This is a genomic window from Snodgrassella sp. B3800 (genome assembly GCF_026535865.1).
GTDB lineage: Bacteria > Pseudomonadota > Gammaproteobacteria > Burkholderiales > Neisseriaceae > Snodgrassella > Snodgrassella alvi_E.
This window is the reverse complement of the sequence record NZ_JAFNPH010000003.1, coordinates 167,218-182,367: the sequence shown is the minus strand read 5'-3', so window position 1 is coordinate 182,367 and position 15,150 is coordinate 167,218. Positions and strand designations below refer to the sequence as shown.

12 protein-coding genes are annotated in these 15,150 nt (G+C 47.7%); 6 read left to right on the top strand and 6 right to left on the bottom strand.

All coding sequences use genetic code 11. The annotated features are described in order from the left end of the window. Positions 1-231: 231 nt before the first annotated feature. The 3 genes from J3U64_RS06465 to J3U64_RS06455 all read right to left on the bottom strand — a co-directional run bounded on the left by J3U64_RS06465 (position 232) and on the right by J3U64_RS06455 (position 4,341). Positions 232-651 carry an HIT family protein gene (locus tag J3U64_RS06465; protein WP_267408669.1) on the bottom strand — a complete coding sequence of 140 codons (420 nt, stop codon included), beginning with the start codon at positions 649-651 and terminating at the stop codon, positions 232-234. 53 nt (positions 652-704) lie between these two features. Next, a complete protein-coding gene (locus J3U64_RS06460; RefSeq protein ID WP_267408668.1) occupies positions 705-2,924 on the bottom strand; it encodes a UvrD-helicase domain-containing protein in 2,220 nt (739 codons plus the stop codon). Between the two features lie 484 nt (positions 2,925-3,408). Beyond that, a complete protein-coding gene (locus tag J3U64_RS06455) occupies positions 3,409-4,341 on the bottom strand; it encodes a LysR family transcriptional regulator (protein ID WP_267408667.1) in 933 nt (310 codons plus the stop codon). A gap of 301 nt (positions 4,342-4,642) precedes the next feature. Between J3U64_RS06455 and metE the strand changes: the two genes are divergently transcribed. Further along, positions 4,643-6,916 (top strand): 5-methyltetrahydropteroyltriglutamate--homocysteine S-methyltransferase, encoded by a 2,274-nt coding sequence (gene metE, locus J3U64_RS06450; RefSeq protein ID WP_267408666.1) that lies wholly within the window; start codon positions 4,643-4,645, stop codon positions 6,914-6,916. A gap of 679 nt (positions 6,917-7,595) precedes the next feature. On the opposite strand, the gene J3U64_RS06445 is transcribed toward metE, so the two are convergent. From J3U64_RS06445 to bioH, 3 genes are read right to left on the bottom strand one after another with little or no spacing between them, the layout of a single operon-like run. Next, entirely contained in the window at positions 7,596-8,486 is an 891-nt protein-coding gene (locus J3U64_RS06445; protein WP_267408665.1) for a patatin-like phospholipase family protein, read from the bottom strand. Positions 8,487-8,501: 15 nt separating this feature from the next. Continuing rightward, entirely contained in the window at positions 8,502-9,317 is an 816-nt protein-coding gene (locus J3U64_RS06440) for a methyltransferase (RefSeq protein ID WP_267408664.1), read from the bottom strand. Further along, the gene (gene bioH / locus J3U64_RS06435; RefSeq protein WP_267408663.1) at positions 9,314-10,066 is read right to left on the bottom strand and encodes a pimeloyl-ACP methyl ester esterase BioH; all 753 of its coding nucleotides are present in this window, start codon (positions 10,064-10,066) and stop codon (positions 9,314-9,316) included. Before bioH ends, J3U64_RS06440 begins: the two co-directional genes overlap by 4 nt. On the opposite strand from bioH, the gene J3U64_RS06430 reads away from it, so the two are divergent. From J3U64_RS06430 to ftsY, 5 genes are all read left to right on the top strand, one after another. Then, on the top strand, positions 10,065-10,775 hold the full coding sequence (locus J3U64_RS06430) for a ComF family protein (protein ID WP_267408662.1): 711 nt from the start codon (positions 10,065-10,067) through the stop codon (positions 10,773-10,775). The two genes, bioH and J3U64_RS06430, sit on opposite strands and share 2 nt — an antisense overlap. Positions 10,776-11,135: 360 nt before the next feature. Further along, positions 11,136-11,849: a septal ring lytic transglycosylase RlpA family protein gene (locus J3U64_RS06425; protein WP_100141055.1), complete on the top strand. Its 714-nt coding sequence runs from the start codon at positions 11,136-11,138 to the stop codon at positions 11,847-11,849. Positions 11,850-11,927: 78 nt separating this feature from the next. Beyond that, entirely contained in the window at positions 11,928-12,506 is a 579-nt protein-coding gene (gene ruvA, locus J3U64_RS06420) for a Holliday junction branch migration protein RuvA (RefSeq protein WP_267408661.1), read from the top strand. Positions 12,507-12,547: 41 nt separating this feature from the next. Next, positions 12,548-13,096: a 5' nucleotidase, NT5C type gene (locus J3U64_RS06415; RefSeq protein ID WP_267408660.1), complete on the top strand. Its 549-nt coding sequence runs from the start codon at positions 12,548-12,550 to the stop codon at positions 13,094-13,096. Positions 13,097-13,510: 414 nt separating this feature from the next. Beyond that, entirely contained in the window at positions 13,511-14,785 is a 1,275-nt protein-coding gene (ftsY, locus tag J3U64_RS06410) for a signal recognition particle-docking protein FtsY (RefSeq protein WP_267408659.1), read from the top strand. Positions 14,786-15,150 lie beyond the last annotated feature (365 nt).

The following is a 15,150-nucleotide window of genomic DNA, read 5'->3' as shown; positions in this document are numbered from 1 at the left end:
ATATAGCTCCAAGTAAAAAATCGCTTCTGTATGATTTGCTACAGAAGCGATGTGGAAAGGTGGCAGTCTGGGTAAATATATTGTGGACAAATTCAATGTATTTGTCTGAATAAAATTTAGCTTTTGTTCTGAAATCCTTGTAAATAAAGGATTAATTTCTTTTTTACTTATATTATTAAATTGATTATCTGTGGATAAATCTGTGGATAATTATTGTATCAAACTGAAGTTTCATTCCAGTTCACCGCGTAGCTGCGCGGCCAACTGTGCCAGCTCTGCCTGATCGGCCGGTGTGCTTTCATGCTTGGCAAGTTCATGGATGTGGCCCGGAATTAAATGAATATGATAGTGAAACACAGATTGGCCAGCCTGCTCACCGGACAACTGCAACTGAACAACGCCATCACGGTGTAACACTTTACGTTGGGCACTGATGATTTTTCTGGCTGCATTGAATACTGCTTGTAGATAATCGTTTGGCATGTCGGTTAACTCTACCGCTTCGCATTTCGGAATCACCAGTACATGGCCGCGCGCCTGAGGCATCACATCCATAAAGGCCAGTGTTTGTGGGTCTTCATATACTTTATGACATGGAATTTCGCCACGGATGATTCGGGCGAAGATGTTATTTTGGTCGTACTGCTGCATGATGGGTCTCCTCTCTGGTGTATCGGTTTGTTTGGCGTCACCTGAGCAACGGTTTAAGAAATAATGGTCAGTTTGTCTTTGGCAAATACGGTATCTAGCTCTTTGATTCCCTGTTTGCCGAAGTTTATGGTCAGACGCGCGCCTTCTGCTTTGTGTGTGGCATCTATAATGACGCCGGTACCGAAACGCTCGTGATGCACATTCTGCCCCAGCTGGAAGCCGTCGAAATCTGGGCTGGCTTGTGTTTCAGCCAGTTTGCTGCGGCTATGAAATGGATTGGTGCGCTGTGTGCTCTGCTGTCTGGCTATCAAAGAGTTTTTGTGTGCTGACAGGTATTGCAGTACTGCTTCGGGTATTTCATCCACAAAGCGTGATGGTAAGGCAAAGTGAGTCTGTCCGTGTAGTAGCCGTTGCTCGGCCATGGTTAGATACAAGCGTTTACGTGCTCGGGTAATGGCGACATACATGAGACGCCGCTCTTCTTCCAGGCCGTCGCGCTCAGCCATACTGTATTCGCTCGGAAACAGGCCTTCTTCCAGTCCAGTAAGAAAAACCCCGTCAAATTCGAGACCTTTAGCCGCATGAACTGTCATTAATTGCAAAGCATCCTCGCCCTGCCCAGCCTGATGTTCGCCTGCTTCGAGTGAGGCGGTGCTTAGAAATGACAATACTGCGAATAATGGGTCGTTTGGGTCATAGTCGGATTCAAATTCAAATCCTGATTCTTGTGGCTTGAATGCTACGGCTGCATTGAGAAGTTCTTCTAGATTGTTGATGCGTTCCTGCTGCTCGCCTTTTTGGGTACGGTAATATTCCATCAGCCCGCTGTCGTAGATGGCAGCAGCCATGATTTCCGGCAGGGAAATCTGCGTAGCTTGAAGCTGAAGATTTTCTATCAGACGCACAAAAGCGGCAATTTTGCTGTTTTTGGACGCCAGATTGGTAGCAGCCTGCCATAGTGAGGTATTGGCTTCGTTGGCTGCTGCCTGAATATTTTCAATGCTGCGGGCGCCGATTCCGCGAGTGGGTACATTGATGATGCGCAAAAGTGCGTTATCATCATCGGGATTGACGGCCAGCCGCAGATATGCCAGTGCATTTTTGATTTCCTGCCGTTCATAAAAACGCAAACCGCCATAGATTTTGTAGGGAATACCGGCGCGAAATAAGGCTTGTTCCAGTACACGCGATTGAGCATTGCTGCGATACAGTATTGCCATCTGTATATAATCTAGTCCTTCACGGTGCAAAGCTTTTACTTCATCGACAACAAATTGGGCTTCTTCTATATCATTTATCGCTTGTAAGACACGAATTTTTTCTCCGGTGCCTGCTTCGGTACGCAGATTTTTTCCCAGACGGCTGGCATTATGCGCAATCACGGCGTTGGCTGCGGTAAGAATGTTACCAACGGAGCGGTAATTTTGTTCCAGCCGAATGGGTTCGCTCACGTTAAATTCATGCAGAAAGCGGGTCATATTGGCTACTTCGGCTCCGCGGAAGCGATAAATACTCTGATCATCGTCGCCGACTGCGAAAAACGCTGCTTGTTTTCCGGCAAGCAGTTTTAACCATGCATACTGAAGTTTGTTGGTGTCCTGAAATTCATCAATGAGTACATGGTTAAAGCGGTTTTGATAATGGCTCCGTAGTACATCATTATTTTGCAGAATTTCGTAACTGCGCAGCATCAGCTCGGCAAAATCCACTACACCTTCATTCTGGCACAAGCTGTCATAGGCAGCGTAGCATTCAATCATTTGCCGCTCATGCGGGTCGCGTGCGCTTAGCTGGGAGGCACGCAAACCGTTTTCTTTTTGAGCATTGATGAATCCTTGAAGGCTACGCGGAGCAATGATTTCATCAGAAATATTGAGTTGTTTGAGCAAGCGCTTAATCACAGATAGCTGGTCACCCATGTCCAGAATCTGAAACGTTTTCGGCAGGCCGGCTTCTTGATAATGCAGGCGCAGAAAACGATGGCACAGACCATGGAAGGTACCCAGCCACATGGCGCGTACTGATACTGGTAACAGTGCGCTTAGGCGCAATTGCATTTCTTTGGCTGCTTTATTGGTAAAGGTAACAGCCAGTATGCTGTGGACACTGGCTTGGCCTGTTTGTAATAACCAAGCAATACGGGTGGTAAGTACCCTTGTTTTGCCACTGCCGGCGCCGGCCAGCACCAAAGCAGGCTGCGCCGGCCAAGTGACGGCGGCTAATTGTTCACTATTGAGGCCGGTCGGTAAACCGGAAGAAGATAGAATTTCCATAGCGCTTATTGTAGCCGATTGAGGCTGAAAAATCGCAAGGAAAAATATGTTAATGGATTATTAACAGTTTCTGTGAACAGGAATAATCAGCTTTAATTGAACGATGAAACAGGAAAATTCAATAAAGGGTAATACCGGTAGGCGAAAACCGTGCTTTTTGGAAAAAACACTCTGCTTTTCTGGCATTCAGTGTATATACACAAACAAATTGTGAATATGTCTTCACCTGCAGCTAGAACGGTTTCCTGCCCAGACTGTTTCTATCCTTCTTCAGATAACTTGTAGCGGAGCCACTCCGGTCGCCGTTATTTATTCACTACCAGTTTAGCGTAGATGGAAATCATGAGTGCTTATCTGGTTTTCGCAGAGATGAATATAATTGGTATTGTATCTACTTTGGGATTCACTTCAGATGCGGCAAGCTGCCAACACTTTTTACAACTGTCGGACCACTCCCAATGTAAATTGTCTGTGTCGTTGGAAATTAATCGGGGGTGCTCAGTGGGCTAAGACCAGGTAAATCGGCGAAACTGCGCTCACGCACAATTTGGCAGAAACTATCCAGATAGCTTTTGCTGTGGTCTGATTCACGCATCGCTGCATACAGTTCACTTTGCAATGGAATGTCGCCAATCTGGCGTGCCACCACGTAACCTTTTTCCAGATAGGGCATCACCGTCCAATATGGCAAAGCTGCTATACCACGCCGGCTTGAAACCAGCTGGATGATGGCAATAGTTAATTCGCTGTTGCGGCGTGCGGTCTGTACGCCTGCTGGTTTCAATACTTTGCGGATTAAATCCAGCATATCGTCCGGTACTGGATAGGTAATTAGCGTCTCGTCGGTGAAGTCCTGCGCCTGCCAGACACTTTTGGCGGCCAGTGGATGGTCTTTGGCGCAAATTCCCACCATTTCATAGGCAAATAAAGGCTGAAAAAGAATTCCTGGTTGAGGTGCATATTCAGACACAATGGCCAGATCGGCACGATGGGTCAGCAGTAATCCAACCGGATCGGCCTGAAAACCAGACACGATGTCTAACTCCACTTTCGGCCACAGCGGCCGGAACGCATCCATGGCTGGCATCAGCCAGTCGAAACAGGTGTGGCATTCCACAGCCACGCGCAGCTCCCCTGCTTCGCCTTCAATAATCTGCGCCATATCCAGCTCAGCTACGGTGACCAGAGGCGTGATTTCGCGCGCCAGTTGCAGTAGGCGTTCGCCTACGGGTGTAAAGTGAATGGGGCTGGATTTGCGTTCAAAGAGTGGTGTGCCGTAAAACTGTTCTAGCACCCGTATTTGATGTGATAGCGCAGACTGGGTCAGAAATACTCGCTTGGCTGCCATGGAAACACTTCCGGTTTCTTCGAGAGCTAGCAAAGTGCGTAAATGACGCAGCTCAATAATCGACTCCATATTTTCCGCCTTTAATAATTATTTTAACCACGAATACAAGTTAAAAAATTCATAAACAATCGTTTTGTTTATTAATTAAGAGTGATATGGCTATGCTGATTATTTCTCTTCGAATAGCCATTTATCTGTTTTCGTACTATACACTTACATACCTTATCATATTCTCGTACTGCATAGTGTCAGATTGGTATATTAAAATTTTTCATGTAGAACTGCAAAATTTATCGCTTGTCGTCATGTCTTAACTCCCGCACACTGACTATTATCGAAATTTATCTTTCACAAATAGGGAGAAACACTTATGAATTCATTCCATTTATCCGGTTATCCGCGTGTTGGCGCTAAACGCGAACTCAAATTTGCTGTTGAAGCGTTTTGGAAAGGCAGCAAAAGTGAGGCTGAGCTGCGGCAGACCGCCGCGGATATTCGCCAGAAAAACTGGGCTACTCAGATAGCTGCTGGCGCTGACCTGCTGCCGGTTGGTGATTTTTCTTATTATGACCATGTGCTGGATACTCTGTGTGCGCTTGGCGCTATTCCGGCTCGTTTTGGGTTTGATGCGACCACGCTTACTCTTAGCCAGTATTTCGAGCTTGCTCGCGGTAATGCCACTCAGGTGGCTATGGAAATGACCAAATGGTTTGATACCAACTACCACTATATTGTGCCGGAATGGCATCAGGACACCAGCTTTAAAGCCAATGCCGCCAATCTGATTGCACAGATTGAAGAAGCCAAAGCCACTGGCCACGATATCAAACCGACGCTGGTAGGTCCGCTGACGTTGCTGTGGCTGGGTAAGGAAAAAGATGCCGGCCATAACCGTTTGGAACTGCTACCACGTCTGTTGCCTGAATACCAGAAACTGCTGCGTGAACTGGCCAATGCCGGTGTGGACTGGATACAGATTGATGAACCGATTCTGGCTGTGGACATTGCGCGTGAATGGCTGGATGCGTTTGCACCCACCTATCAGGAGCTGGCTATTACTGGTACCCGCATCATCATCGGTACTTATTTTGGAAGTGTGGCCGAACACCTGAATTTACTCAAAAATTTGCCTGTAAATGGTGTACACATTGATTGTGTCCGTGCACCCGAGCAGCTGGCCGAGTTTGCCAATGTATGGCCAGAAAACAAAGTTCTGTCCGTTGGCCTGATTGATGGCCGCAACGTATGGCGTGCCAATCTGCGCGAAGTAATCGATTTGCTGGCACCGGTAGCCACTCAGCTGGGCAACAATCTGTGGATTGCACCGAGCTGCTCATTGCTGCATAGCCCGCAGGATTTGAATGTAGAAGAGAAACTTAACCCAGAAATCAAAAACTGGCTGGCATTTGCCGCCCAGAAATTACAAGAGCTGGGTATTATCAAACAAGCTCTGGCACATGGTAAGGACACGGTACAGGAAGCTCTGGCTGCTTCTGATGCTGCTGCTGCCGGCCGCAAGACCAGTAAACTGATTCATAACGATCAGGTTGCTGCGCGTGTAGCTAGTTTACGTGCTCATGCCGACCAACGTCATAGTCCGTTTGCAGAGCGGATTGAGAAACAGCAGGCGTGGATGAAGCTGCCGTTGCTGCCCACTACAACTATTGGTTCTTTCCCGCAAACTCAGGAAATCCGGCAGGCACGTGCGGCTTTCAAAAAAGGTGAGCTGAGTGCCGCCGATTATGAAGCTGCAATGAAAAAAGACATCGCCTACTGTGTTGAGCAGCAGGAAAAACTGGATATCGATGTATTGGTGCACGGTGAAGCCGAACGCAACGATATGGTGGAATACTTTGGTGAGCAGCTGGATGGCTACTGCTTTACTCAGTATGGCTGGGTACAAAGCTATGGTTCCCGCTGTGTAAAACCGCCGATTATCTTTGGTGATGTTGCCCGCCCGAAAGCCATGACCGTAGCGTGGTCTGCCTATGCTCAGTCGCTGACCAAACGGCCGATGAAAGGTATGCTGACCGGTCCGGTAACCATGATGAAATGGAGCTTTGTGCGCAATGACGTACCGTTGAGCTTGGTGTGCAAACAGATTGCTATGGCCTTAAACGATGAAGTGCTGGATCTGGAAAAAGCCGGCATCCGCGTCATTCAGATTGATGAACCGGCTATTCGCGAAGCTTTGCCGTTGAAACGTGCGCAATGGGATGAATATCTGGATTGGGCGTGTGAATCTTTCCGCCTGACGTCTACCGATGCTGACGACAGTACGCAGATTCATACCCATATGTGCTATTCAGAATTCAATGATATTCTGCCAGCAATTGCCAGCATGGATGCAGATGTTATTACCATCGAAACCTCGCGTTCTGATATGGAATTGCTCGATGCCTTTGTGAAATTCAGCTATCCAAACGATATCGGCCCCGGCGTATATGATATCCACAGCCCGCGCGTACCTACTGAAGCTGAAGTGGAGCATCTGCTGCGCAAAGCGCTGAAAGTTATCGACCAACGACGCTTGTGGGTAAATCCAGACTGTGGTCTGAAAACCCGCGGCTGGCCGGAAACCACGGCAGCTCTAGAAGTGATGGTAAAAGTGACCAAAAAGCTGCGTGCTGAACTAAAAGCCTAAATTGATTCAGTACCATATTATCCAACCGCCTCGTTTATCGGGGCGGTTTTCTTTTTGGGTTTTCCATGATTATTATCAAAATTGCAGCAAAACAGCTATACATAGATAAGTATAAAAAGGTTCGACAGAGGGGTTCGGTAATGTCTATTGGTATGTATTCAGTTTATTTTATACTGGCTGCGTTACACATAAGCAGGAAATGCATTACCTGAATGACGGTTTTGTTTATGGTGCTTTGGCTGACTGTCTATATGATAAATGGAAGTATTTGGTTGTTGCTGATAACAATTAGATATTCATTTTGTAACAACTAAGCTTGCGTGTATAAAAAAACCAAAAATGAATTGCCAGAAATAGTTTTATTCATATTATTCAACCAGTAGATTCACACAGATGGTTTCCTGCTTATACTAAATACAAACTATGTGAATATTGTTTTTTCTTTTTTTAATCATGAAATACTTGATTGCCTAAAAATCATTCAGTCTATTGTTAACGCTAATATTGTGAATTAGCTCATGTTGTTCATGATATATGAGTAAAACATTATTGATTATTTTAGTTAATAATCATTAAATTGCCACTATCATGGATTGCATTATTTTTAACAAGATTAACCAGAATAAAAACGCAGACTGCCACAGCGGCAGCCTGCACCAATTACACGGGCACAGAGCGCTTAGTTAACCTGATATTTGGCCAGAACCGCGCGAATTTGTGGTAAAGCGGCACGCGCTGCTTGCTCACCCAGCTGAATAGCCTGTGTTTTCTGGTCGAAGCCGCCAACAGTACCCAGCTTCTGTACCTGTGGCCGGATCACCACCTGCGCCTTACTTAGCTCGCTGTTCAGTGCCGAAGCGCTCATGATATTCAGGCTCTGGTCTAAATAAGAAAAAAAGCCTTCACTGGTCAGGCGCGCCGGTTTGGCGGAAATATCCACCGCAATGACCACATTGGCACCAAGTTGTCGGGCGGCGGTGACCGGCACTGGTGCTACCAAACCACCGTCCACAAAACGTTTATTGCCAATAACCGTTGGCTGAAAAATATTTGGAATGCTTGCCGAGGCACGTACAGCCTGTCCGGCATTGCCACTGTTGAACACTGCCATGCGGCCAGTACCGAATTCAGTGGCCACAGCACCAAAGCGGATAGGAAATTGCTGAATCGGTTTATTCCTTACCTTCGCATTGATGTAATCCTGTAGTTTCTGTCCCTTGATAAAGCCGGAAGTAGACAGCACCGGATCCACCAGATCGGTTTTATTTAGAATTTCCGCTTCCAGCTCCAGCCGGTCTGGACTCATACCAGAGGCATACATACTGCCTACCAGCGCGCCAGCACTGGTGCCAGTCACCACCCGTATCGGAATATGGTTTTCCTGTAAAACTTTTATCACCCCGATATGCGCAAACCCTTTGGAAACCCCGCCACCAAGTGCCAGCCCGATAACCGCACGCGGCTTGGTTGCCGCTGTTGGTGTGACAGGAGTAGTGCTTTTACAAGCAGAAAGACTACCGAAAACCGAAATAATCACAGCGCAGGTACGCAGCAATACAGTAAATTTCATATTTATATTTTTATATTAAGGTTGGGAAGAGTGAGTGGAAGACGATGGATAAAACTGTATCGGTGCAACGTTCTCTGGAAGAATCTGTTTTTTCACACCATGTCCGTACACCAGTTCCAGCGTGACATTCTGTATATCTTCATTCTGCCACGCCTGTGCCAGAATACGTACAGCCTCGATTTCGTTGTCAAATTTCAGACTCTGCCACAGACCGGCTGTGCGCATATCTTCGATAAAGCGTTCTGGCTTAGTATATTGCAGCGTAAGCATATTCATATCCATCACCGGATCATAAAAACCGTGCTGATACAGCATGTCGCCAAGGTCGTGCATATCGAGTAGCCTCGGCACACTGACCACTATACCCGCAGCGCGCCACAGTGTCAGGACTTCTTTTAATGTATCCGGCCCAAAGTGGCTAAAAAACAGCAGACCGTCAGGGCGCAAAGCACCAGCCCAGTTTTCAATCACCGCTACTGCATCTGGCTGATGAATCAGACCAAGATTACTCCATACCATATCCGCTGCCTGATTATCCGGCAGCCGGTCGGATGCGATCTGTTCCGGCAGACTGCTATTGAGCTTCTGCCACCAGCTCTGTTTGGCTTTTCGAATCGCCTGTGCTGCCTGAAGATAGCAGCTGCGACTATCATATTCATGGAAACAAGCTTGTGGATAACGCATTTTAAGTAAGCGGTAGCTTTCATTACCATCAGCGGCGGCCAGCAAAATGTGCTGCGGTGGCTGTTTCAGAATACTCAGGCGTTCGTCTAGCGTCGCGGCCAGATGTGCATGCAGAAACCAGTCTGGCTGGTGTGGCAGAGTTGTCATGTGTATTGTTCCCAAAACCGACCCAGTACACGGGCAAATTCATCAGGATGGCTTAAAAACGGTGTATGAGCAGCCTGCGGCAGCAGATGCCATTCACTCTGCGGCAGGTGCTGATGCAGATATTCGCCCATGCGTGGCGGCGTAATGGTATCGCGACCACCGTAAACCAGTAATACCGGACAGTGTAAGCTACTGAGTAGCGGGCGTAAATCTGCTTGTTCTAACGCATGCAAAGCAGCGTTAAGAGCAACCGGTGCTCCATACTGGCAAATGGCCGGCAGCAGATGCTGCATGCCGGTTTGTATCCCCGTATCCGCATACAGCATCTGCAACTGTAGAAACTGTTGCATGTATTTGGGATAATCTATCCTGAATTTGTCTGCCATCTGATGCAGACTAATCTTTTGCAGGCCTTGCGGGTAGTCACTGCTGGCCAGTAATTTAGCCAGACTGGCTGTTAGACACAGCGTGGCAACCCTGTCTGGATAACGTGCGGCCAGACTGATGGCCACCATACCTCCCAGCGACCAACCAAGAACATGAGCCGGTTCAGATAACCGTGCCGCTAGTTGGTCGGCAATAGTATTTATATCAAAAGTACCATCAAACGGCGCACAGCCATGGCCGGGTAGATCCGGCGTAAGCATATGCATTTGATTTGGCAGCGGCAGACTGGCCAGAAAAGGGTCGAAAATATGATGATTGGCACCCCAGCCGTGTATCAGTAAAGTTTGAGAAGGTGTGATCATGGGAATAGTTTCATTACTTACTTCATTCTGGCACGCCTGTATCGGCAAGCCGCACTGTTTATTATGCCACGATTATACTGATGGCTCAGGCTTGTGCCATCCGTGCTGGCAGGACATAAGCAGCCTTCAGCGCCCAGAACGTGATATCTGTTTGCAATGCCATTCCGGCAATCTGACAGCGGGAACTTGTGAGCAATGCGGGCAGCATTGGCCGTTTGTTCGCCTCTATGCCAGTTACCGCTATGCCACTCCACTCCGACAAATACTCAGCGCGTACAAACATCAGAGGCAGCTTGCCCTGCTCGATATTTTGGCCGCATTAATGCTGGCACGGCCGCCACAGTGGCTGGAAACCGCACAAATAGACGCAGTGCTGGCCATGCCCTTAAGCCGTAAGCGGCTGTTTAAGCGCGGCTTTAATCAAAGCCAGCTGCTTGCTGCCAGCATTGCCCGCCATTACGAGTTACCGCTGCTGCCACCGTACTGCATTGATCGCTCCCACCGGCCGCCCCAGTCTACATTGAAAAAATCAGCCCGCCAGCGTAATGTACGCGGTGTATTTCACTTGAAGCAGCCCGTAAAAAAACGTAACCTGTTGTTAATTGACGATGTTGTGACCACCGGCGCAACAATTGCCGAACTAGCGCAAACCCTTAAAAAATCGGGTGCCGCACAGGTTTTTGTTTGGTCGCTGGCTCATCCGGATTGAAAAAATCTTTGACAGACAAAGGCTTGTTTGGCATAGTGTCGCCCTGATAAATTACTGATTCAATTATTAACTGCGTTACCATTTCGGCTTTTTGCCGATTAGTAAGCAACTTTCGGAACCCGCCAATGTGCTGTATTAAACCACAGTCGGTGTCAGTTCCTGCCAATTGAGGTTACTGCCTCTCCTGCCACTTTTTAGTGGCTGCCACTGTTTTTTTGCTGTCTTAGTATAAATACAGTTTTACCAGACTGACTTGTTGTCGTGGACAACAAAATCTGCATGTCTGGTGTTTGCGTCTTTTACTCACAGAAACGGAAATACGGTTTGATCAGGATTAAAGTATTATTTGTTAGCGTTGTCATGATACTGGGGTTAAGCCTGGCCAGTGCCAAGCAGACCGCTCATCTGTCAGCGCCGGTTTATCATGCTAAAAAATCTCTATCTAATCTTACAGTAGCACCAGCAGAGCATCTGCATAAAACAGCTAACCTTAGCTATCAGGTAGCGGGCAAACGATATTACCCGTTACAAAAAGTGGCCAGTTTCAGTCAGGTAGGCCGAGCCTCTTACTATGGTCAGAATTTTCACGGGCGCCGTACCTCATCTGGAGAGCGGTTTGACAGCCAGATGCTGACAGCAGCCCACCCCACTTTGCCTATTCCCAGCTATGCCCGGGTAACCAATCTTTCAAACGGCAAGACTGTCGTCGTGAGAGTAAACGATCGTGGACCCTTCCACGCGAATCGTGTCATGGACTTATCTTACGCTGCGGCGCAGAAACTGGGTTTCGTCCGTGCCGGCACAGCACAGGTACGCGTAGAACAGGTACTGCCCGGCGAAAGCCTGCAACCAGCCGGCAGTGGTGGCAACATTTATGTTGATTTACAGAAATTTGCCAACAAAGAGCTGGCACAGCAGTATCTGAAAGCAACCACACAGCATCTGCAGGCTGCTGGCAGCGCACAGCAGGCCAAACTGGTGAAAGTGAAAAACAGCTACGTTGTCCGTATGGGTCCTTTCCAGCAACAACAACGTGCTGATGAAGCCAGAAAATCCATGCTGACCACACTGTAAACTCAGCTACAAACTCAGACAAAAGCCCGTGGTATTATGCACGGGCTTTTGTTTGTCCCGCGTCAGGAAAGGAACATAATGATTAGTCGTTTACGCGGTATCGTGCTAGAAAAAAATCCACCGATAGTGGTACTGGACGTACATGGCGTGGGTTACGAGGCTCAGGTGTCCATGCAAACCTTTTACAACCTACCCGCAGTCGGAGAAGAAACGGCGCTCTACACCCAGCTGGTGATACGGGAAGACGCCCATCTGCTGTTTGGCTTTGGCTCTCGCGAAGAACGCGAAACGTTTCGTGCACTTATCAAAGTAAGCGGCATCGGAGCCAAAAGCGCGCTGGGCATCCTCTCCAGCCTCAGCAGTGATGAACTGGCGGCCGCTATCGCCAGCGAAGACATCAAACGCCTGACCGCTGCTCCCGGAATTGGTAAAAAAACAGCCGAGCGTCTCGTACTTGAGCTACGTGGCAAATTAGCTGCCAGTGGCGATAGCCTAGGTTTGTATGCTGCCGAAGCTGTCACCGCAAACGAAGACATAATTAATACTTTGCTAGCCTTAGGCTATACCGATAAAGAAGCCCGCAGCGCCTGCAAAGACATACCGGCCGGTACCGACATCAGTGAAGGTGTACGACTTGCGTTAAAAAACATGTTATAAACATCACTCTGATAATCGCAGACCCCACTACAGGAAATCGTATGGCAGCCAAATTGATTTTACTCGATCAGGATGGAGTTCTGGCTGATTTTGAGCAGGGTGTAAGACAGCGCTGGCAACTAACCTACCAGCAGCCCCTACCCCTGCCAGAACGCCGACATTTTTACCTGCGTGAAGACATGGCGCCACAGTATCACCGACAGCTGACACAGATTTACAGCAGTAAGGGTTTTTTTGCCTCCCTGCCACCCATGAATCAGGGGATTCAGGCTGCCAGACGCTTACTAGAAGCAGGGCACGACGTACGCATCTGCACCTCACCTATCGATGACTATCATTACTGCGTATCCGAAAAATTCGACTGGGTCGCCCGCTACTTGGGTGATGAGTGGCTAAACCGCATCATTTTAGCCAAAGACAAAACATGGATTCGCGGCGACATCCTCATTGATGACAAACCCATGATAAGCGGCAGCCTGAAACCACAATGGCAGCACTGGATTTATGATCAGTCCTACAACCGCAACGCAACCAACATCCATCGCGTAAACTGGCAAAAACCGGAAAGCTGGTCAGAATTATTGCAATAACGCGGCAATAACAGCATTCAAAACCGCATCAATACTCGAAACAAAAACAGTAATCCGGAACATCACTACCAATCGCAACTAGTGCACACATGCGAATAAAAACTAACGTCAGCGGCTATTTCAGAAATGCACAGTGCTTTCATTAGCATGGCGGAAAAAATATCCATCCGTTTTCAGAGCGCTTCGGCAATACTGTCTGCTAACATCGTTGAAACTGCCAACAACATAAGTAGAAAAAAACCTTTGAGACTGATAAAACTCAAATACCGGCAAACCAAACCGGCCGTATAAATTGGCCTGAATACCATAACACATTATCAAACCAGCGGCTCTAAGCTACAATAGCACCCATATATTCATTACCAAAGACAAGCTTTTACAGAACTTTGGTTCACCTAGCATCAGGAATAACCCATGTTTGGATTTTTTAAAAGAAAAAAAAATACAGAGCCAGAGCAAGAACAAGCCAGCGTTAACCCCGCGCAGCCGGAATCAGTAGAGCAACCCGATACAGCGGCTGAAACTCATACCCAGCCTGAACCGGCTGCTTCTCACCAGAGCGTAGAAGAGTACACAGCGAATACAGCCGTCTCCGAATCTACGGCTACCGAAACAACAGAAGACATCATCGTACCGGCTGCTGTAGATGAACCGGCCGCCATTGCCACCAGCACGGAATCAGAGGTTGTTCAGGCTCCGGCCAGCGAAAACACCATAGTGATTCCTGTAGAAACCACAGAAACCCCTGGCGAAACAGACAAACCAGCACGACTGGGCTGGGCAGCACGGCTCAAACAGGGCCTAAGCAAATCGCGCAACCAGATGGCCAAATCGCTGGCGTCTGTATTTGGTGGCGGCAAAATCGATGAAGACCTGTACGAAGAGCTGGAAACTGTATTGCTCACCAGTGATATGGGTATCGAAGCCACCGAAAAACTACTGGCACAGGTACGCCAGCGCGTCACCCTGAAAGGATTGAAAAACGGAAACGAACTGCGCAGCGCCCTGAAAGAAGCCTTATATGAATTACTGCAGCCACTTCAGCAGCCCTTGTCCATACCTGCTGATAAAAAACCTTTTGTTATCATGATGGCTGGCGTAAACGGCGCAGGCAAAACCACCAGTATCGGCAAACTGGCTAAATATTTTCAAAGTCAGGGTAAAAGCGTCCTCTTGGCCGCTGGCGACACCTTCCGTGCAGCTGCCCGTGAGCAATTACAGCAATGGGGTGAGCGCAATAACGTAACCGTAATTGCGCAGGAATCCGGTGATTCTGCCGCCGTCTGCTTCGATGCCCTTGAAGCAGCCAAAGCACGTGGTATCGATATCGTACTGGCAGATACCGCTGGCCGCTTGCCAACCCAGCTGCATCTGATGGAAGAAATCAAAAAAGTAAAACGCGTGTTGCAAAAATCATTACCCGAAGCACCACACGAAGTCATGCTGGTACTCGATGCCAACGTCGGCCAGAACGCCATCAATCAAGTAGTCGCTTTCGACGACGCCCTTGGCCTAACCGGCCTGATCGTTTCTAAACTGGATGGCACCGCAAAAGGCGGTATCCTCGCCGCACTGGCCGCCAAACGCCCGATACCAGTACGCTTCATCGGTGTAGGCGAAGGCATCGACGATTTACGCCCGTTTGACGCCAAAGCATTTGTAGATGCATTGATTGAGGATGAAGAATAAGCTTTCTGGCAAGAAAAAAGCTGGCTGTCGAAATTGATAGTCAGCTTTTTATTTGCCAGCACAGACTATCATACGTTTCCCTATATGAAGAAATAAACAGCCTTTTTAAATTAATATAATCAATTTGCCCAATAAAATATATTCAAAGTGGATCAGACAAAAGTAATGAGCATTAAAATCTGTTTCTGCCGGTATTTGGATATATCGACTGATCAGAACTTATTAAAAGGCTACATAAATGTGCCTGAGCTGGTATTGCCACCGATAAATTATATTCCTTAGGTCAATCCACAGAAACCGAAAAAACCATTTATAAACTAGCTTTTATATATGGTAGATGAAAGCTGAAAAAAATTGCTTTGAAA